The organism is Streptomyces sp. A3M-1-3 (assembly GCF_024213665.1).
In the GTDB taxonomy this organism is placed as follows: Bacteria; Actinomycetota; Actinomycetes; order Streptomycetales; family Streptomycetaceae; genus Streptomyces.
In genome coordinates, this window is record NZ_JANAVP010000002.1 from 25,441 (window position 1) to 44,366 (window position 18,926).

Here is an 18,926-nt window from a genome sequence, read left to right on the forward strand (position 1 = left end):
GTACCACGCTTGGACGTACGACCTGGACGGGCGGCTGATCTCCGCACCCAATCTGGCGAACATGCCCGACGTCGACCGGGTCGAGCGGGGCCTGCTGACGGTGGCCGTGCGGGAGTGGCTCGGCTATGCGTGGGTGTGCCTGGCGGACGAGCCGCCGTCGTTCGAGGAGACGGTCGTGGGGGCCGCGACGGAGCGGCTGGGCGACCCGGCAGCGATCGAGCGGACGGGGCGGGCGAACTGGCCCTGGGCAGACGCATCTCGTACGACCTGAAGGCCAACTGGAAGCTGATCGTCGAGAACTTTATGGAGTGCTACCACTGCGCGACGATCCATCCCGAACTCACCGATGTGCTGCCGGAGTTCGCGGAGGGGTTCGCCGCCCAGTACCACGTGGGGCACGGGGCCGCCTTCGCCGACGCGGCGGAGGGCCTCACCGTCGACGGCAGTCCCGGCTTCGGCCGGATACCCGGCCTCGGCGAGGAGCAGGACCGCCGATACTTCGCGGTCACGGTCAGGCCCCAGGTCTTCGTCAACCTGGTGCCCGACCATGTGATCCTGCACCGGATGTTCCCGCTCGCGCCGGACCGTACCGTCGTGGAGTGCGACTGGCTGTACATGCCCGAGGTCGTCGCGTCGGGCGCGGACCTGGAGCGTTCGGTGGAGCTGTGCCACCGGGTGAACCTTCAGGACTTCGCCGCCTGTGAGCGGACTCAGCCGGGGATGGACTCGCGGGCGTACCGCGCCGGCGGGGTGCTCGTGCCGAGCGAGCACCACATCGGCGCGTTCCACCGGTGGGTGGCGGAGGCTATTGCTCCGCCGGGACCTGACGGCGTTTGAACATCCGGGTCGCGGTGATCTCGCCGTGCACGGTCTCGCCGTCCGGGTCCTGCTGCGGCAGGCCGGGCCGCAGGTGCTCCTCCACGCTGATGTACTTCAGCCCGGCCCGCAGGTCGGCGTCGTTGCGCAGCCGGATGACGAGGGGGAACTCGGCGAGGGCGGTGGTGTCGAAGAGGCCGGTCGTGTAGAGCAGCTGCACGCCGAGTGCGTCCGAGACGGCCCGCTGCAGCTCCAGCAGGTACGTCGCGTTGGCGCGGCCGATCGGGTTGTCGAGGAAGAGCGTGCCGGCGTGCCGGTGCTTTTCACGGCCCCGGTCGTTGCTGCGGAGTGCGGCCATCGTGCAGTACAGCGCGATGGCCGCGGTGAGCAACTGGCCGCCGGAGAACACGTCGCCCATCTGCCCGACCGGGACGCGCTCGGCGCGCAGTACGGCGTCCGGCTTGAGGATCTCCACGGCGATACCGCGGGGCTCCAGTGCGGCCTGGACGCCGCGCAGCAGCAGGGACATCCCGTCCCGGCGCCCCTCTCCGAAGGACGCCGTGCTGTTCTTCCTCACGGCGGCGCGGGTCGCCTCGTCGATGACCTCGCCGAGCCGCTCGGTGAGCGTCGACTGGTCCGGCTCCTCGAACCGGATCCGCAGGAACTCCTGCCCCGACCACTCGCCGAGCCCCTCCGGCAGCTGGGAGAGCCGTTGCGCGGAGCGCAGCGTCGCCAGCGCGGACTCCACCAGTCCGCGCAGCCGGTCGACGATGCTGTCGCGGTTGCGCTCCAGCTGCTCCAGCTCGTCGGTGAGCACGCGCAGCCGGGGCGCAAAGGCGTGCGCCCACTTCGCGGCGTGCTCCGGCAGGGTGGCCACCGGGAGCTCCCGGATCTGCTGGCGCGCGGGTGTGCGCACCTGCTCGTAGCGGGTGGCGTTGGCGTGCCGTACGAGGGTGTCGCTCGCCTCACGCACGGCAGCCTCGGCCGTCGACAAGTCGGCCGCGCAGCCGCGCAGCGACCGGCGCGCCTCGGCGGCCGACTGCCGGGCCTCCTCCAGGGTGCCCGGGTAGGGCTCGGGTCCGGCCTCCTCCGCGTCCTGCTGGCCTTCCCGCAGCAGGTCGCGCAGCAGCGCGGCGGTCTCGTCGAAGCCGCCGGCCGCGTCCTCGGCGGCACGGTGGGCGTGCAGCAGCTCGGCGTGGGCGGCGCGGGCCGCCTCCAGCGCATCGGTACGGGCGGCCAGTTCGGCGGTGGCGGTGCGCAGCGTCGACTGCGCCTGCTCCACATCGGCCGGGACCAGTTCCTCGGGCAGCTCGGTGTGCGCCTCGCCGGCCGGCGGGGCGTGCCGCTCGGCCTCGCCGCGCAGCCGGCCGAGCTGCTCGCTGGCGGTGGAGGCTCGGGACTCCAGCAGCTGGACGAGCGACTCGGCGCGGGCCGCGGCGGCCTGCCGGGAGGGGCCGTCCGCCCCGTCCGTTCCCTCCAGCAACTGGGCGGCGCGGGTACGGACCTTGTTGGTGAGCCGGTCCAGCTCGGCCAGCGCGGCGCTCTCGTCGCTCTCCGCGCGGGCCTGTTCGGCGCGCAGGTCGGCGCCGACGCCCACCTTCTCGTACAGCTGGGACGCGGCGCGGTAGGCCTCGCGGAGGGCGGGCAGCGCGGTGCGGGGCGCGCCGCCGTCCGACTCCGGCTGGTTCTCCGGCGCGCCCGCGATCTCGGCGCGCTCGGCGCGCAGCGCGCGGGCGGTCCTGCGCGCGTCGTCTGCGGCCCGCTGCGCGGCGCGGCGGTCCTCGTCCGCGGCTCTGGCGCGGTCCAGGCAGACGGTGGCGCGGGCTTCCGACTCGGCTGCCTCGTCGGCGAGTTCGCGCAGCTTGCTCTGCCATCCGGAGCGCTCGCGCAGCCGGAACGCGAGGCCCGCGAGGGCGTCGGCGGCGCGGCGGGCGCGCTGGGCGGCGTCCTGCCGTTCGTCGCGGACGCGGGCGGTGTCGGCGGCCGCCTCGTCGGCCTCGGCGCGGGCGGTACGGGCCTCGGCCAGCTCGGCCGCCGCGGCCTCCGCGGCGGTCCGCGCGGCGTGCGCGGCCTCGGCGAGTTCGGCGAGCCGGCCCGGCGGGCAGCCGGTGCGCCAGGAGCCGAGCCGGGCGGACAGCGCGCGGTCACCGGCCAGCCGGGCGGCCAGCGCACGGATCTCCGTATCGCGGGCGGTCGCCCGTGACCGGAGCGCCTGGCGCTCCTCGTCGGCGGCGTGCTCGTCGTGCATGGCCGGGTTCGGCGGTACGAGGAAGACGTCGCCTTCCGCCGCCGCGGCGGGGGAGGGTACCGGTGCCAGAAGTGCGGCGGCGGTGCCGACGGCGACGGCGGAGCGAGGCAGCAGGGCGGCACCGGCGAGGACTTCGCGGGCGCGGGTGTGCGCGGCGGGGTCGGTGATGACGACGCCGTCGACGAGCTCGGGCCGGGCCGCGAGCACGGCGGCGTGGTCGACGGGGTCGACGGACTGGGCGAGGTAGCGCCAGCCGGGGAGTGCGGGAATGCCGTGCTCGCCGAGATATTCGACGGTGGCGAGCACATCGGGCCCGGGCGGCAGCAGCCCGCCGTCACCGAGCGCACCGAGGATGCGGGCATCGTCGGCGGCGGCGGTACGAAGCTCGAACAACTGCCGCTCGGAGGAGGCGACACCGTCGTCGAGCAGCCGCCGAAGATCGTCGGCACCCCGGTCCAACGCATCGACACCCAACGCCTCACCCCCGACCCCGGCGCCGCGTACGGCCGGGTCCCCGCCGGACGAGCCCCCGCGCCCGGACCCGGCGTGGCGACCATCCCCGCCCGAGCCGCCGCCGCCCACAGCGGCACCATCGCCCGCCCCCGGGCGGCGACCATCCCCACCCGAGCCGCCGCCCACAGCGGCACCATCGCCCGCCCCCGGGCGGCGACCATCCCCACCCGAGCCGCCGCCGCCCACAGCGGCACCGACGCCCGCCGCCGGGCGGCGACCGCTCGCGCGGGGGCCGTCACTGCCCTCGGCCGCGCCTCCAGACGCAACTCCGTCTGCACCTCTGCCGACGTCGGCCGACGCACCGTCGCCGGCCCCGCCCGTGCCGGCGGCTGCGTCGTGTGCCGCCGCGTGGCGGCCGGCGCCGCCGGAGCCATCACTGCCCCCGGCCCCACCACCAGGCGCCGCCCCGTCCGCGGCTCCGCGCGGCGCGCCGGTATCCGCACCGGCCGTCGGTACCCGGCCGTCCGCGCGGCCGGCGGTGCCGCCGGGTCGGCGGGGATGGGGGACGCCGGGGGGTGCCGTGGGGGTTGGCAGGCTCAGTAGTTCTGCCAGGCGGGCGTCCTGGGCGATGGATTCGGCTGCCCGGTGTTCCGCTTCGTACGCCGCGTCCGCGGCCCCCGCCGCATCCGCCGCGCGCGCCGCCGCGAGTTCGGCCCGGCCCTCCGCCGCGGCCGCCTCCCTGGCCCGGTCGGCCGTCTCGCGCGCCGCGTCGCGGGCCGCGTCCCAGGCCGCGACGGCCGTCTTCTCCGCGTCGCTCGCGGCCAGCGCCGCGCGCGCCGGGTCCGCGTCCGGCGCCGAGTCGTCGAGCCAGCCGGCCCGGACCGCTTCCGCCGTCTCCTGCGCGACCTCGTTCAGCCGCTGGCGCAGATGCTCCGCCTCGCTGCGGGCGCGCTGCGCCGCGGTCGCGGCGGCCGTTGCGTCGCGGTGGGCGGCCTCACCCGCCGACTGGAGCACCGCGGACCGCTCCTCCTCCTCATTGGCGACCCGCTCGCCGCCCTCCGCCGCCGTGTGCAGCGCCCGTACCAGCTCCCCGGCGGCCGTGGCCCGGGCGGCCAGCGCCGGGGCCGCGTCCCGTTCAGCCTCGCGGATCGCCACGGCGACGCGCGCGGAACGGTCCGCCGCGGCCCGGTGGCGCAGTACCGCTTCGGCGGCCTGCCAGGCGGAGTACAGCGTGCGGGCCTCGACCAGCTCCCGGCGCTGCGCGGCGGCGGCCTTCTCGGCGACGGTGAGCGCCAGCGACGCATGCCGGTAGGCCAGCTCGGCGGCGATCAGCGAGCTGCGGCTGCGGCCGTTCTCCGCCTCGGTCACCTTGTGCGCGGCGGCGGTGACCTGCTGGGACAGGTCCGCCGTCCGGCCGCGCTCCTCCGCGGCCCGCGCGGAGACCCGCCGGGCGAGCGTACGGGTACGCCGCTCCGCCCCGGCGTGTACGTCACGGGCGCGTCCCCGCGCGTCCGCGGCCTCGACGATCCGGCCGAGGAGGTCCATCGAACCGGCGGTGAACTCCCGTTCCGCGGTCAGCTCGGAGCGGCGGCCCAGCTTGTTGCCGAAGCCGTGCACCAGGTCGGCGAGACCGTCCGTGTCGCGGGTGTCGGTGACCGCGCGCAGCAGGAGGTCGGTGAAGTCGGAGTCCTTCTTGACGGCGAACAGGCCCGCCGCCTCGCCCTCGTCGGCGTTCATCTCCCGCTGGTAGCGGAACAGTTCGGGGTCCAGGCCCAGGTCGCCGAGGTGCTCGTTCCAGCGGTCGTGGATCTCTTCCCAGTACACATCGAGGTGCGGGTACGCCTTGCCCGCCTCCGTGACCGCGTCCCGGAAGCCCTTCATCGTGCGGCGCCGCCCCTGCGCACCCGACGCGCCCTCCGCCGCAGGCCGCACGGCCGTTGACTCGGCGACCGGCAGCGAGTCCAGGCTCAGCCCCGGCCCGGGCCGGAAGGAGTACCAGGCCTCGGCGAACTTCCGCGGGTCGTTGGAGACCTGCCGCCCGCGCCACTCGCTGACCTTGCCGACGACGACGCATTCGCCGGTCAGGGTGTGCTGCCATTCCAGCGCGACATGCCCGCAGTCGTCGGCGAGCAGGAACTTGCGCAGCACGCCGGAGCTGGCGCCGCCCAGCGTGTTGCGGTGTCCGGGCAGCATCACCGAGAAGATCAGCTTCAGCAGTACGGACTTGCCGCCGCCGTTCTCCAGGAAGAGCACGCCCGCGGGGGCGGGCCGGCACGGCGGACCGGTCGGCTCCTCCTCGAAGAACTCCGCCTGCGTGGGGGCGGGGTGGGGCACCGGCTCGCCGACTCCGCGCAGGTCGAGCACGGTGTCGGCGTAGCGCGCACCGGCGGGCCCGATGGAGTAGAGGCGGATCCGGGACAGCTCGTACATGGCGGCGGACTCTCGTTGTCTTCGGACGTGCGGACGTGCGGGCGTGCGGGCGTGCGGGCGTGCGGGCGTGCGGGCGTGCGGGCGTGCGGGATCAGTGAGTGATCAGGCGTGGAACGGCAGACCGGCGTCGGCGGCCAGTTCGAGGCCGTCGGCATCGGGCGGCGGCAGGAGGGTCGCGGTCCCGTCGGTCACCGGTACCACGCCCAGGTCCAGCAGTTCGGCCATCGCCGCGCTGCCCGCCATGTCGCGGACCTGCAACTGGTAGCGGGCGGTGGTGCGGTACGCGCCTCCGGCATCGTCGCCCGTGCGCTGCAGGAAGCCGGAGTCGGTGAGGAAAGCGACTGCCTTTCCGACGATGCCGGTGGTGGATCCGGCCAGCCTCCGGGCGTCTTTGGTCGCACCGGTGGCGCTGCGCCGGGCGTAGACCCGCCAGGCGGCTTCGAGTCCGGGCGCGTCCGTGGTGGGGTCGGTGTTCTCCCCCTGCTCCTCGGCACGCTCTTCGAGACGGCGGCAGGCCTGCCGTACGAACGCGTCGACCCCGTTGACGGTGATCCGGCCGATGTAGCCGTCGTCGGCGAGGTCCTCGGGGCGCGGGAAGGCCAGTGCGGCGACGGCCAGGTGGGCCAGGCCGTGCAGAAAGCGGTCGGCCGAGTCGGCGGTGGTACGGCGTGCGTAGTCGCCCATGCGTACGGCGAAGACGGAGTCCTCGTCGGCGGCGACGGCCATACCGGCGCGCGGCGAGACCTCCAGGACGACAAGCCCGAGGCCGGTGGCGACGGCGTCGGCGATCCTCGCGAACGGGGAGTCCTCGCGGTAGCGGCGGAGCAGCTCGGCGTACTCGGCGTCGCGGGCGGGGAGCAGCTTGGGCTGCAGCCCGAACGCGACGAGTCGCGCCGCGTCGGCGGCGTCCGCGGGCGTGACGGCGCCGCCGACTGTGCCCTGTGCGGCCCCGGCCGCCTCACCCGCGTCCGGCTCACGCCACACCTCGCGCCCGGCATGCTGGTCGGTCACTGCTGCTCCTCGCTGCGGAATCGCTGATGTACGTAAGCCGGTGTACGGAAGCAGCCGGTGCCGCGGCGCTGCCCTGGAGCGCCTGCGGCGGGCTTCTTCCCCACCCCGCCCCTTCCCGAATCGGGGGCAGGCCCCCAGGCCCCCGCAGAATTCAGCCCGTCCGGTGATTGAGGACCGGGGTGCGGGGCGGAGCCCCAGACGGGCAGAGGCGCGCCGCAGGCGGTTCTCACGCTGCCTCCGTGCGGTCCGCGGCCATGCCGGCCGCGTCCAGCAGGGCCGTGCCGACGATCAGGTCGGCTCCGCCGAACTCCGGGTCGTCCAGTTCCGTGCCGTCGTCGACGGCGAAGAGCAGCCGCTCCTCGCCCTGCCGGTACGCCGTGCCGACCGGCGGGCTCGCCGCGTGGACCGCCAACAGCGCGACCAGGTACGGCAGATCACGGTCGCGGCGGCGGGCCTCGGCCAGCAGTCCGGAGAGCCGGCGCGGCGCGTCGTGCGGCAGGTCGAGCAGCTCCATGGCGCTCGCCAGCTGCTCCTCGCTGAACCGGCTGTCGTCGGGGGTGGCGATCAGATCGGGCTCCGGCATCTCCGCGCCGAGATGCTCCCGCTCCACCGGCGGCGTGAGCAGTATGTCGACGAGATCGCCGACCCGGACGGCGACGGGCGTGCGCAGCCCCGTACCGCGGGCGAAGAACGCGTCGGTGACGCGGGTCGCGTGCTCCACGGGCAGCGGAAGCACCGGCGCGAGGAGCTGTCCGTACAGGTCGAGGCCGGAGCGGCAAGCGGGAGCCGCGAAGGCCTGCCGGTCCTGCTCGGCACGGAACAGCGGGCCGGCCTCCAGCAGCCGGGACTGCAACTGCGTGTGGCGGCGGATGCAGTCCTTGACGATGTCGACGAGCTCGGCGGCGCGCCGCTTGTGCTCCGCCGTCTTGGGGTCGGACCCGGTCTCGGCCTCGTCGCGCGCCTTGCGGATGTTGGTGAGGATCGCGTTCTCGTGGCGGTAGCGGTCGGCGACGTGGTCGAGTGCCTCGGCGATCATGTCGGGCACGGTGTTCAGCCAGTCGACGGCGCGGACATTGCGCCGGGTCGCGTCGAGTGTCCTGCGGAGCGTCTCGGCATACTGCACGGTCCGGTAGCGGGCCTGCTCGGCGGCGAGCTGCGCGTCGGCCAGCCTACCGCGGCTGATCAGCACCTCCAGCTTCACCTCGGCGGCGATCTGCGCGCTGGTGACATCGGTGTCCAGGGCGCCGACGAGGACGTTGACCGCTTCGTCGGTGGTACGCAGGTACACGCTGCCGCCGTACCCGGGCACCTCCTCGATCAGCTTGAAGTCGTAGTCCCGCCGCACATAGGCGCCGTCGGGGCCGAACGTGCCATAAACCGCCCGGAAGCCGCGGTCGACACTGCCGACGTTGATCAGGTTCTCCAGGACCCACCGGGCGACCCGCTCGTGCTCCGCGGCCGGGCGGCGCGGGGCCTGGGCGGCGACGCGTGGGAGCAGCCGGGCCACTATCTGCTCGTGGTCGGCGCCGGTGTCGAAGTCCATGTTCAGCGTGACCAGGTCGATCGCGGAGAGCGCGACTTCCGCCATGGCGTAGACCGAGTATTCGCCCGCCAGGTTCGCTTTGCGCACGTCCAGGTCGTGCAGCGGCGCGGTGCACGCGAGCGCGCGGAGCCGCCGGGCCAGGCCTTCGTCGGCAGCCGGGCCCGGCGCCGGTGAGGGAACGGTCTTCGCCGGGGCAGGAAAGGTCACGACGGCAAGATTAGGCGGTCGCACTGACAACGACCCAAACGGCACGGATGGGCCGGTACGGCCGAGCTGCTGCCACTACGGCCGCTTACGCCCCGGGCACGCCCGCTCCCCGGCCCATCGCTGTCATACGCTCACCGCATGGCACCGACGATCGATCTCAACGCCGACCTCGGCGAAGGCTTCGGCCGCTGGACACTCACCGACGACGAGGCCCTGCTGTCCGTCGTGACCAGCGCCAACGTCGCGTGCGGCTTCCACGCCGGAGACCCGTCCACCATGCGCCGCGTGTGTGAGACCGCGGCCCGCAACGGGGTGCGGATCGGCGCCCAGGTGTCGTACCGGGATCTGGCGGGCTTCGGGCGGCGCGCGATGGATGTGCCGCCGGACGAGCTCGCCGCCGAAGTGGCGTACCAGATCGGCGCGTTGGAGGTGTTCGCCCGGGCGGCCGGGTCCCGCGTCGGGTACGTCAAGCCGCACGGCGCGCTGTACAACCGCACGGTGCACGACGAGGGCCAGGCCCACGCGGTCGTCGAGGGCGTGCGGCTCGCCGGCGCTGATCTGCCGGTGCTGGGCCTGCCCGGCTCCCAACTGCTGACCGCGGCGGAGAAGGCGGGGCTCACCCCCGTCGCCGAGGCGTTCGCCGACCGGGCGTACACCGCGCGGGGCACGCTGGTGCCCCGTGGCGAGCCCGGCGCGGTGCTGCGCGATCCGGAGGCGGTGGTGGCCCAGGCCCTGTCCATGGCGCGCGACCGGGCGGTGACCGCGATCACCGGTGAGCCGCTCGCCGTGCGGGCCCGCTCGCTCTGCCTGCACGGGGACACTCCCGGCGCGGCCGAGCTGGCCCTGCGGGTCCGCCGCGAACTCCTCGGCGCCGGTGTGACGCTGGCCCCGTTCGCATGAGCACCACCGGGACCCTGCGGGCCCTGCCGGTGGGCGAGCACGCGCTGCTGATCGAGGCAGGCTCGGCGGAGGAGGCAGAGGCCCTGCACGCCGAGCTGTTGCGCCGCCGGGCCGCCGAAGAGCTGCCCGCCGTACGGGAGATCGTGCCGGCCGCCCGGACCGTGCTGCTGGACGGCCTGGCCGATCCGCCCGCCCTGGCGGCGCAGGTCACCGGCTGGTCGGTCCCGCCGCTCGCGCCCTCGGCGGGCGCCGAGATCACGGTCCCGGTGCGGTACGACGGCCCGGACCTGGCGGAGGTGGCCGCGCTGTGGGGCGTACCGGCGGCCGAGGTCCCGCGCCTCGTCGGCGGCATCTCCTTCCGGGTCGCCTTCTGCGGCTTCGCCCCCGGCTTCGGCTATCTGACCGGGCTGCCCGAGGGTTTCCATGTCCCCCGCCGGGCCACGCCGCGTACGAGCGTCCCGGCGGGTTCGGTGGCGCTGGCGGGCGAGTACGCGGGGGTCTATCCGCGCTCCTCGCCCGGCGGCTGGCAGCTGATCGGCTCGACGGACGTCGTGCTGTGGGATCCGGCGCGGGAGCCCGCCGCGCTGTTCTCCCCCGGTACCCGGGTCCGTTTCACCGAACTCACACCGACAACGGCGGAGGTCGGCCGGTGAGCCTGGAGGTCGTCCGGCCCGGTGCGCTCACCACGGTGCAGGACCTGGGCCGCGCGGGGTACGCGCATCTGGGCGTTCCGCGCTCCGGTGCCCTCGATGCGTACGCCCACCGCCTGGCGAACCGGCTGGTCGGGAACGCGCCGTGCGCGGCGACCCTGGAGACCACGGTCGACGGCACCGCCGTGCGGACCACCCTCGCTGTCACGGCGGCCGTGACGGGGGCTCCCTGTCCGGTACGCGTGGACGGGCGCCCGGCGGCCTGGGGCGCGCCTCTGCGTGTGCCCGCCGGGACCGTGCTGGAGGTGGGCCGGGCGGTCAGGGGCGTCCGCAGTTATGTCGCCTTCCGCGGCGGCATCGACGTACCCCCCGTGCTCGGCAGCCGGTCGACGGACCTGCTGTCCGGGCTCGGCCCGGAGCCGCTGGCCGAGGGAAGCGTGCTGCCCCTGGGCGCGCCGCAGGGCCCGTCCACCGGGGCGGACGCGATCCCGGTTCCGGCTCCCCCGGCGGAGCTCGTACTCCCCCTGCGCCTCGGCCCGCGCGACGACTGGTTCACTGCTGCGGCGCTGGCCGGTCTGGGCCGGTCCGTGTACCGGGTCTCCCCCGCGAGCAACCGCGTGGGACTGCGCACGGAGGGTCCCCCGCTGGCGCGCGCGAGGAACGGTGAACTCCCCAGCGAGGGCATGGTGCTGGGGGCCGTCCAGGTACCGCCGGACGGCCTTCCCGTGATCTTCCTCGCGGATCACCCGGTCACCGGCGGCTACCCGGTGATCGGCGTAGTCCCGGAGCCCCAACTGCCAGCCGCCGCCCAGGCGGTACCGGGTACCCCACTGATCTTCCAGCCGACAAGGCACAGCTGACCGCACCCAGCCCGGCTCAGCCGGCCCGCGACGCCGCCGCACGCCCGGCGGATCCACCCGTGACCCAACCGCAAGCGCAGCGGACCGGACCGCCCCCGGCTCGACCCGCACCCGCACGGGGACCCGACACCGCCGCCCCGGCCGAAGCCGGCACTGCACGGCGAACCGGACCCGCCCAGCGCGCGCAGCCCGGCGGCTGCAACGCCCGCATGGCTCGGCGGATGCACGCCCCGGCTCGACCGGCGCCGGCGCCGGCAATTGCGAATCGGCCACCCCCCGGGGGGGCAGACCCATGGACGCTGATCGACGCAGCGTGCCCCGCAGCCGGTCACGCCGCGCCCGCCTCCGCCGGTGTCCGCGTCGGCAGGGCCGACAGGGCCGTCGCCACCGCGTGGGAGGCGCCCACGTCCAAGCGGGCGCTGGTGCCGCGTACTCGGTGCTGGACCTCCTCCGCCGCCAGGCGCAGGAGTTGCGGCAGCAGATCGGTGCAGCGGCGCGCCACCCATCCGGTGCCGGCCGTGGCCAGCCACAGCATGCTCGCCGAACGGGTCGGGGCGGGTTGCTCCGGTTCGCGGCCGGGGGCGGGACCCGCCGCGTGCCCGGCTGTCGCCAGCAGGGCGTGGAAGTGGGCCGCGAGCATCCGGTGCCCGCGCTCGCCGGGGTGCAGCCGGTCGGCACTCCACATGGCCCGGTCGGTGACCCAGTCGCCCTCGGCGGCGTGCAGATGGACCGCGCCGTACCGCTCGGACAGCGCGTGGACGACGGCGTTGACCGCACGCTGCCGCCTGGCCAGCGGGCGGGCGAGCGCGCCGGGCAGGCCCAGCATGGTGCCCGGGTCGGGCAGGCAGGCCGTCATGAGCTGGGCGCCGTCCCCGGTGAGCGCGTCGCACACCGTATCGAGGCGGCCTGCCACCTCGTGGATGTCGAAGGTGCACCGCAGGGTGTCGTTCACCCCGACCACCACGGAGGCGAGGTCGGGGCGGAACGCGAGAGCGGCGGGCAGCTGCTGCTCCGCGACGTCACGGGTCTGTGCCCCACTGACCGCGAAGTTATGGAATTCCACCTGGGGTTCCCCGGGTACGAGCCCGTCGGCGAGCAGCGCCGCCCAGCCGCGCCAGCCGTCCGCCACGGGATCGCCCACGCCCTCGGTGAGCGAGTCCCCCAGCGCGGCGAACCGCAGTGTCCCTTGACGGTCCGTCATGCCGCCACCTCCGGCGCGTGTACGACTCGGTCGCGTACCGGCGCGTCATGGGCGGCGAGGAACGCCTCGACGGCGGCGCCCCACCCGTACCGCTCCGCCCGGGCCCGCGCCGCCTCGCGGCGCAGCGCCTCGGGCCGGTCGAGGAGGGCCTGTACGGCGTCGGCGAACGCTTCGCCGCCGTCCGCGGCGGCCCGTCCGGCCGCCCCCAGGATCTCGGGCAGCGCGGAGGACGCGCTGGCCACCACCGGCGTACCGCAGGCCATCGCCTCGAGGGCCGCCAGCCCGAATGTCTCCACGGGCCCGGGGGCCAGGCACACGTCGGCGGAGGCCTGCAGGGCGGCCAGGCCGTCCCGCCCGGTCACATGCCCGAGGAAGGAGACCGGCAGCCGCTGCGCCCGTGCCCGCTGTTCGAGACGGCCGCGCAGCGGGCCTTCCCCCGCGACGACCAGGACGGCCCGGACGCCCCGCCGGCGCAGTGCCGCCACGGCGTCCAGGGCCGTACCGGGCCGTTTCTCCACGGAGAGCCGGGAGGCCAGCAGGAGCAGCAGCTGGTCGGGGCGGGCGTGCCGGCCGCGCAGCAGCGGGCTGTGCCGTTCGGGGTGGCAGCGTTCCAGGTCGACACCGAGGGGGGCGCGTACGACATTGCGTGCGCCGATCCGGGCGAACTCGCGCTCAGCCCACTCGGTGGTGCACACCACCGTCGAGTACGCCTTCGCGGTACGGGAGTTCAGCCCGTCCGCCGCTCTGCGCGCGGCCCGCTCCGGCAGTCCCCAGGACCGCAGCACGCCGTCCGCGGTCTCGTGGGACACCATCGCGGCGGGGACTCTGGCCCGCCGCGCCCACTCCCCCGTCCAGCGCAGCGTCGTACGGTCGGACACCTCCAGCCGGTCGGGTGCCAGGCCGTCGAGCAGCCGTGCCACCCGCCGCCGGTCGGCCAGCACGCGGTAGCCGCCGGTGCCGGGCAGCAGCGGGCCGGGCAGGGCGATGACCCGGCCCTGTCCGGTCTGCCGGTCGTCCTCCCGCTCGCCCGGGACGATGAGTATCGGCTCGTGCCCGGCCGCGCGGTAGCCGGTGCCCAACTCCCGCAGCGCGGTGCGCAGTCCGCCCGAGGCGGGGGTGACGAAGTTCGCCAGCCGCACGATCCGCAGCGGCGCGGACGAAGCGGACGCCGCGCTCATGCCGCCACCGCCGCGCGCTCGCCGAGTACCTCGGCGTAGTGGTCGAGCAGCTGGTCGCCGATGGCCTCCCAGGTGCGGCCCTCGACCGCGGCCCGGCCGGCCCGCCCGTACGCGGCGCGCAGTGCGGGGTCGGCGGTCAGGGTCCGTACCGCCGCGGTCATCGCGTCGGAGTCACGCGGCGGGACCAGCAGGCCGGTCCGGCCGTGGTCGACCAGGTCGAGCGGCCCGCCCGCGGCGGGTGCGACGACCGGCACTCCGCTCGCCATCGCCTCCTGCACGGTCTGGCAGAAGGTTTCGTACGGTCCGGTGTGCGCGAACACGTCCAGGGAGGCGAAGATCCGGGCGAGCTCTGGCCCGGTTCTGCGCCCCAGGAAATGCGCGCCGGGCAGTGCGGAGCGCAGTCCGGGTGCGCTCGGCCCGTCGCCGACCACCACCAGCTTCACGCCGTCCAGTCCACAGACGCCGGAGAGAAGTTCGACCTGCTTCTCGGGGGCCAGCCGCCCGACGTATCCGACGAGCAGCTCGCCGCCGGGCGCGAGTTCACGGCGCAGCGCCTCGTCCCGCAGGTCGGGCCGGAAGCGGACGGTGTCGACGCCGCGCTGCCACAGCCGTACCCGGGGCACCCCGTGCAGCTCCAGGTCGCGCAGGGCCGCCGTGGACGGCGCGAGGGTGCGGTCGGCGGCGGTGTGTACGGCACGCAGGCGCCGCCAGGCGGTGGTTTCGCCGGCGCCCATGTACGTACGGGCGTAGCCGGCCAGATCGGTCTGGTAGACGGCGACGGCTGGGACGCCGAGCCGTGCGGCGGCCGCCATGCCGCGCACGCCGAGCACGAACGGCCCGGCGAGGTGGACGATTTCGGCCCGGTGGGCGGTGAGCGCGGCGGCGACCCGCCGGCTCGGCAGGGCGACGCGCACTTGCGGATAGCCGGGCAGGGGCAGGGACGGCACCCGCACCACCGGGCACGGCTCCGTGCCTTCGGCCGGCACCCCGGCCGCGGTGGCCGGGGCTATGACGAGCGGGTCATGACCGCGCCGGGCGAGGTGCCGGGCGGTCTGCAGGGCGCAATGGGCCACGCCGTTGACATCGGGCGGGAAGGACTCAGTGACGATGACGACACGCATACCCGTGTTGTCGTCGTGCGGGGAGTTCCTGTGCCAACGAGGATCTTTCCTGGCCTGGAACGTCCCATGAGCGTTTTCCGTCACGCCGGCGCTCGCGACACCCCCGCCAGGCGCGCCGTCCGCCCTGCCGTCCGCCCCGCCGTGCGTCACACGGCGGTGGCGTCCGGTCCTATCCGCATCCGTACGGCCGTCTGCACCTCGGCCTCCTCGGCCGGGTCCGCGGCGAGCCGCCTGAGCTGCTTGACCACCCGCGCGTCGCCGGTCTCGGCGTGCCGTGCGGCCACCTCTCTGGTGCTCTCCTCGCAGTCCCACAGGCATTCGACGGCAAAGCCCGCGGCGAAGGTGGGGTCGGTGGCGGCCAGCGCGCGGGCCGACCGGCCGCGCAGGTGCGACGAGGCCGTCTCCCGGTAGACGTGGCGCAGTACGGGTGCGGCGCAGCCGATGGAGAGCCGGCCGGCCCCGTCGACGAGGCTCCACAGGTAGGGGGCGTCCGGGCCGTCGGCGCGTACCGTCCTGCGCAGCGCGCCGAGGACGAGCCCGGCGTCCTGGCCTCCGCCACGCGCGGCGAGCAGCGCGGCCGCCTCGGCGCCGAGCAGGTCGGGGCGGCCTGCCCAGGCGCGGGCCCGTTCCACCGCGGCGGGGCTGTGCATGCGGCCGAACGCGGTGACGGCGGCCTGGACGACGTGGTCCGACGCGGCGATCGCGGCGGCCCCGATGAGGTCGAGCACCTCGGGGTCCTGTTGTTCCGCGAGGTAGCGCAGGGCGGTGGCGCGGGCGCCGTCGGGCCCGCTGCGGGCGGCTTCGACGATCCGCGTGCGGTCCTCGGGGCCGGCGACGGCGGTGAGGCAGCGGGCTCCTGGTACGTGGAGGGGGAGCGCGGGCCGGCGTTCGAGGCCCTCCTGCGCCCAGTCCAGTACGGCCTGGACGCTCCAGCCGGGGCGGGGACCGGTCGGGTTCAGCTGTCGCTGCCAGCGGTCGAAGGAACCCTGCTCCTGCGCCGCCCGGATCCGGGCGGCGAGCGCCGGTTCCCGCGTGTCCTCGGCCCACAGCCGCCAGGGCCGGGGCTCGAAGGCGTCCCGGACGGCGGCGGCAAGCTCGGCCTCGCCCTCGGGGGTCGCGGGGAACCTGGAGAGCACGGGCCGGGCCAGTGAACGCAGCCCGGCGTCGTCGTCGCGCAGCGCCAGTTCGTCCAGCGCCCACGCCCAGTTGGCACCGGTCGCGGCGTAGCGGCGGAGCAGCGCCAGGGCGTCGTCGCGACCGTACGAGGCGAGGTGGCCGAGTACGGCGAGGGCGAGCCCGGTGCGGTTCTCGTCGGCGTCGACGAGGTCGTCGACGTGGAAGAGGTGCTGCTCGATCTCCCCGAGTCCGCCGTCGAGATCGAGGTAGAGCCGGGCGTAGTAGAGGGAGCGGTTCTCGACCTGCCAGTCGTGGCGGGGGTCGCTGAGCACGCAGTGGTTCAGAGCCGCAAGAGCATCGGTCCGCGGCGCCGCGAGCGCGTGCAGTGTTCCGTCGCCGCGGCCCCTCTGCAGGAGGCCGAGCAGGGTGCCGCTCGGCGCTATGACTGGTTCGAACATGGAAAATGCCTCACATCAAGCTGTCGACGCAACCGGGGATTGACGCATTACCTGGCCGCGTAACACCATGTCGGGCCGCCCGCCGTCTTCTGCCTGGTGTAGACCATCTTCCGCTGCCTCTCGTCGGTGGCCCGGGAAAGGGCCCTGTTCGGGATCACTTCGGTTCGGCGTCTTCTGCCCTACCCCGTGTTCGTGAATCCGACGTCATGATGACCCAGTCATTTCGCCACCGCGACCACATTTACGACAGGCCACCGGTACCGGGCCCTCACCGCTCCCCGAAGAGCTCCAGCAGTTCGGCCTTGGCGAACATCCGGGCCGTGTCGACGGCGGACGGCGTGCCCGCCTTCGGGTCCGCGCCGCCGTCGAGCAGCGCCCGGACGACCGCTTCCTCCCCCTTGAAGACCGCTCCGGCCAGCGGGGTCTGCCCGCGGTCGTTGGCCCGGTCCGCGTCGGCGCCGCGCGCCAGCAGGGCCGCCACGGCCGCCGGGTGGCCGTGGTAGGCGGCGAGCATCACCAGGGAGTCACCGCGGTCGTTGGTGAGGTTCACCGGAACGCCCGCGTCCACGTAGGCCGCGAGCGCTTCGGCGTCGCCCTGGCGCGCAAGATCGAAAATCTTGGTCGCCAGCTCGACCACCTCGGGGTCCGGGGCTTCGCTCATCGGGACGTACCGCCTTCCTCTGCCAGTGAATCGCCAGCGTACTGCCCGCCTGCTGGCCAGCCGGGTACCCCCGGTCAGGTGAAAAGGGCGCAAATTCACCCGATTGCACCTTTTATCGCATAGATACTTCCTGTGAGCCTGGAACAACTCAAGGTGACTGTCCCCTCACCCAGGAGAACCTCATGATCCTGTCCATCTCAGGCGTGGTGCTGCTCGCCGTCATCGTCTTCCTGTTCTGCCGCAAGGACGGACTCAAGGCCTCACACGCGGCCATCTGCTGCCTCTTCGGCTTCTACCTCGCGGGCACCGCCATCGCCCCAAGCATCACGGCCGGCGGCCACAGCCTCGCCAGTCTGCTGGGCGGGATCAAGCTCTGACCGCCCGCTCCGCCCACCACAACTCCAGGAGACATACGTGGCAAGGCGACCACTCCCCCGCATTCTCCGCAGCGGCAGCGCATCCATCGCTCGCGGCCGCGAGTTCGCGCGCACGGCCGCCGACAGCGCCACGGACGTCCTCCATCCGCTCATCAGCATCAGTCGCGGTCTGCGTCGGCTGGCATCCGCCGGACGGCGCAGATGGGCCGCGACCCCCAAGGACCGGCGCGCTCCCGCGCTGCTCCTGGGCGCGGCCTGCGCCCTGGTCGTCGCGCTCATTCCGTACGGACCGCTGCTCGCCCTCATCACGGTGATGGCGGCGGCCGCCTGGAGCGGGCGTGACCGCACCCCCGTGAAGACCGGGCCCGACGAAGCGGAGAAGGAACGGCTCCAGGCCCTGTACGAGGCACTGGTCCCCTACTTCTCCGTGCCGGAGGACCCGGCTCCGCTGTTCACCCACGGCGGGGAGTGGGGCAAGGCGTTCAGCGAGCACACGTTCGACGACGCCGGCCGGCTCACCCGGCTGCGGATCCGTTACCCGGCGTACTTCACCGACGGTGAGGCCGCGTCCCGGGCCCGGATCGAGCAGGTGCTGCACGCCAAGTCCGGGCGCGGTCGCGAGTACCTCTTCGAATGGGACGAGGAGAGCAACCAGCTCGACCTGAGCGTGCTGGCGGCGCTGCCGACGGGCATCGCAGCTCAGCGCTTCGTGACCACTCCCGGCGAGATCGTCCTCGGCTTCACCGACCCGGGCGGCGTGCCGCGGAGCATGCCCGTCGCCGAGGGCGACGGGACCCGTGACGCACCGCCGGTGGTCTGGCGGACGGGCGCCCGTTCCACCGAGCCGCACCTGCTGGCCGTCGGCCGGCCGGGCAGCGGCACCACCACACTCATCCGCTCGATCGCGCTGCAGGCCCTCGAACACGGCGACATCCTCGTCGTGGACGGCAGCGGGACGGGCGAGTACGCGTGCCTGACCGGGCGCACGGGCGTACTGGCCGTCGAATGCGGGCTGGCCGGCGCGCTGGCCACCCTCGAGTGGGCGGCGCACGAGACCGAGCGCCGGCTGATCACCGCGAACCGGGCCCGCCAGGCGGGCCACCCCGCCCCCGAGGACACCCGGCGGCCGCTGTGGATCCTGCTCGACCGCCCCAGCGTGCTGGGGCACCTCGCGGCCGCGGACGGGCGGGCCGAGCCGCAGGACCTGCTGCGCGTGCCGCTGCGACACGGCCGGACGGCCAATGTCACGGTCGTGGTGGCCGACCAGTTCGAGAGCATGGAGATGATCGGCGAGACCGTACTCTCCGACACCCGCGCCCGGGTCGTGCTCGGCCCGGCCACGGTGAACGAGGTCGCGTCGGTGCTCGGCGCCCCGCCGCACACCACCCCGACCCAGGACGTCCCGACCGGCCGCGGATACGCCCGGCTGGGCACCGGACCCGTCCACCGCCTTCAGGTACCGGCCACGCCGGATCCCTACGACGACGCGACGAGCGAACCGCACCGCCGCGCGGTACTCGACCTGCTCCCGGAACACCAGATTCCGCCGGACCCGGAGCCGGACGTCGGCACAGACGTCGAGACAGACGTGGAGACCGACAGCGAGCCCGACGCGGAGTCCGACATCGAGGCCAAGGCCGACATCAAGAGGCCGGCCCCAGTACCGGCCGAGGGCTGAGAGCCACGATCGACGCAG

13 protein-coding genes and 1 pseudogene are annotated in these 18,926 nt (G+C 74.7%); 6 read left to right on the forward strand and 8 right to left on the reverse strand.

Going from position 1 to position 18,926, the window contains the following annotated elements; translation table 11 throughout:
* Position 1: 1 nt before the first annotated feature.
* Positions 2 to 837 (forward strand): annotated as a pseudogene (locus NLX86_RS02040) (SRPBCC family protein); the annotation flags it as partial.
* Here the strand turns inward: NLX86_RS02040 and NLX86_RS02045 are convergent.
* From NLX86_RS02045 to NLX86_RS02055, 3 genes are all read right to left on the reverse strand, one after another.
* On the reverse strand, positions 806 to 5,947 hold the full coding sequence (locus NLX86_RS02045) for a hypothetical protein (protein WP_254369806.1): 5,142 nt from the start codon (positions 5,945 to 5,947) through the stop codon (positions 806 to 808). The pseudogene NLX86_RS02040 and the gene NLX86_RS02045 sit on opposite strands and share 32 nt — an antisense overlap.
* Before the next feature lie 102 nt (positions 5,948 to 6,049).
* Entirely contained in the window at positions 6,050 to 6,931 is an 882-nt protein-coding gene (locus NLX86_RS02050; RefSeq protein WP_254370076.1) for a hypothetical protein, read from the reverse strand.
* 253 nt (positions 6,932 to 7,184) lie between these two features.
* Complete coding sequence (locus tag NLX86_RS02055; protein WP_254369807.1) at positions 7,185 to 8,708, reverse strand: hypothetical protein; 1,524 nt, start codon at positions 8,706 to 8,708, stop codon at positions 7,185 to 7,187.
* Between the two features lie 138 nt (positions 8,709 to 8,846).
* Here NLX86_RS02055 and NLX86_RS02060 point away from each other — a divergent pair, with 138 nt between their 5' ends.
* Genes NLX86_RS02060 through NLX86_RS02070 form a run of 3 tightly spaced genes read left to right on the forward strand, consistent with a single transcriptional unit; the run spans position 8,847 to position 11,118 of the window.
* A complete protein-coding gene (locus NLX86_RS02060; protein WP_254369808.1) occupies positions 8,847 to 9,608 on the forward strand; it encodes a LamB/YcsF family protein in 762 nt (253 codons plus the stop codon).
* On the forward strand, positions 9,605 to 10,261 hold the full coding sequence (locus NLX86_RS02065) for an allophanate hydrolase subunit 1 (protein ID WP_254369809.1): 657 nt from the start codon (positions 9,605 to 9,607) through the stop codon (positions 10,259 to 10,261). Before NLX86_RS02060 ends, NLX86_RS02065 begins: the two co-directional genes overlap by 4 nt.
* A complete protein-coding gene (locus NLX86_RS02070) occupies positions 10,258 to 11,118 on the forward strand; it encodes a biotin-dependent carboxyltransferase family protein (protein WP_254369810.1) in 861 nt (286 codons plus the stop codon). The genes NLX86_RS02065 and NLX86_RS02070 overlap by 4 nt, the downstream gene beginning before the upstream one ends.
* A gap of 328 nt (positions 11,119 to 11,446) precedes the next feature.
* Here the strand turns inward: NLX86_RS02070 and NLX86_RS02075 are convergent, their stop codons facing one another.
* The 5 genes from NLX86_RS02075 to NLX86_RS02095 form a co-directional block, all read right to left on the reverse strand.
* The gene (locus NLX86_RS02075) at positions 11,447 to 12,319 is read right to left on the reverse strand and encodes an SGNH/GDSL hydrolase family protein (protein ID WP_254369811.1); all 873 of its coding nucleotides are present in this window, start codon (positions 12,317 to 12,319) and stop codon (positions 11,447 to 11,449) included.
* Positions 12,316 to 13,497: a glycosyltransferase gene (locus NLX86_RS02080; protein ID WP_254369812.1), complete on the reverse strand. Its 1,182-nt coding sequence runs from the start codon at positions 13,495 to 13,497 to the stop codon at positions 12,316 to 12,318. Before NLX86_RS02080 ends, NLX86_RS02075 begins: the two co-directional genes overlap by 4 nt.
* Positions 13,494 to 14,618: a glycosyltransferase family 1 protein gene (locus NLX86_RS02085; RefSeq protein WP_254369813.1), complete on the reverse strand. Its 1,125-nt coding sequence runs from the start codon at positions 14,616 to 14,618 to the stop codon at positions 13,494 to 13,496. Before NLX86_RS02085 ends, NLX86_RS02080 begins: the two co-directional genes overlap by 4 nt.
* Positions 14,619 to 14,764: 146 nt before the next feature.
* A complete protein-coding gene (locus tag NLX86_RS02090) occupies positions 14,765 to 16,192 on the reverse strand; it encodes a HEAT repeat domain-containing protein (protein ID WP_254369814.1) in 1,428 nt (475 codons plus the stop codon).
* Between the two features lie 268 nt (positions 16,193 to 16,460).
* Complete coding sequence (locus NLX86_RS02095) at positions 16,461 to 16,853, reverse strand: ankyrin repeat domain-containing protein (protein WP_254369815.1); 393 nt, start codon at positions 16,851 to 16,853, stop codon at positions 16,461 to 16,463.
* A 182-nt stretch (positions 16,854 to 17,035) separates the two neighbouring features.
* Here NLX86_RS02095 and NLX86_RS02100 point away from each other — a divergent pair, with 182 nt between their 5' ends.
* Positions 17,036 to 17,230 carry a hypothetical protein gene (locus NLX86_RS02100; protein ID WP_254369816.1) on the forward strand — a complete coding sequence of 65 codons (195 nt, stop codon included), beginning with the start codon at positions 17,036 to 17,038 and terminating at the stop codon, positions 17,228 to 17,230.
* 37 nt (positions 17,231 to 17,267) lie between these two features.
* The gene (locus NLX86_RS02105) at positions 17,268 to 18,908 is read left to right on the forward strand and encodes a hypothetical protein (RefSeq protein ID WP_254369817.1); all 1,641 of its coding nucleotides are present in this window, start codon (positions 17,268 to 17,270) and stop codon (positions 18,906 to 18,908) included.
* Positions 18,909 to 18,926 lie beyond the last annotated feature (18 nt).

Excerpts from the sequence above, each read along its gene's own strand:
- NLX86_RS02080 (WP_254369812.1), bottom strand. The coding sequence starts at position 13,497 with ATGAGCGCGGCGTCCGCTTCGTCCGCGCCGCTGCGGATCGTGCGGCTG.
- NLX86_RS02100 (WP_254369816.1), top strand. The coding sequence starts at position 17,036 with ATGATCCTGTCCATCTCAGGCGTGGTGCTGCTCGCCGTCATCGTCTTC.
- NLX86_RS02090 (WP_254369814.1), bottom strand. The coding sequence starts at position 16,192 with ATGTTCGAACCAGTCATAGCGCCGAGCGGCACCCTGCTCGGCCTCCTG.
- NLX86_RS02045 (WP_254369806.1), bottom strand. The coding sequence starts at position 5,947 with ATGTACGAGCTGTCCCGGATCCGCCTCTACTCCATCGGGCCCGCCGGT.
- NLX86_RS02085 (WP_254369813.1), bottom strand. The coding sequence starts at position 14,618 with ATGCGTGTCGTCATCGTCACTGAGTCCTTCCCGCCCGATGTCAACGGC.
- NLX86_RS02065 (WP_254369809.1), top strand. The coding sequence starts at position 9,605 with ATGAGCACCACCGGGACCCTGCGGGCCCTGCCGGTGGGCGAGCACGCG.
- NLX86_RS02060 (WP_254369808.1), top strand. The coding sequence starts at position 8,847 with ATGGCACCGACGATCGATCTCAACGCCGACCTCGGCGAAGGCTTCGGC.
- NLX86_RS02075 (WP_254369811.1), bottom strand. The coding sequence starts at position 12,319 with ATGACGGACCGTCAAGGGACACTGCGGTTCGCCGCGCTGGGGGACTCG.
- NLX86_RS02095 (WP_254369815.1), bottom strand. The coding sequence starts at position 16,853 with ATGAGCGAAGCCCCGGACCCCGAGGTGGTCGAGCTGGCGACCAAGATT.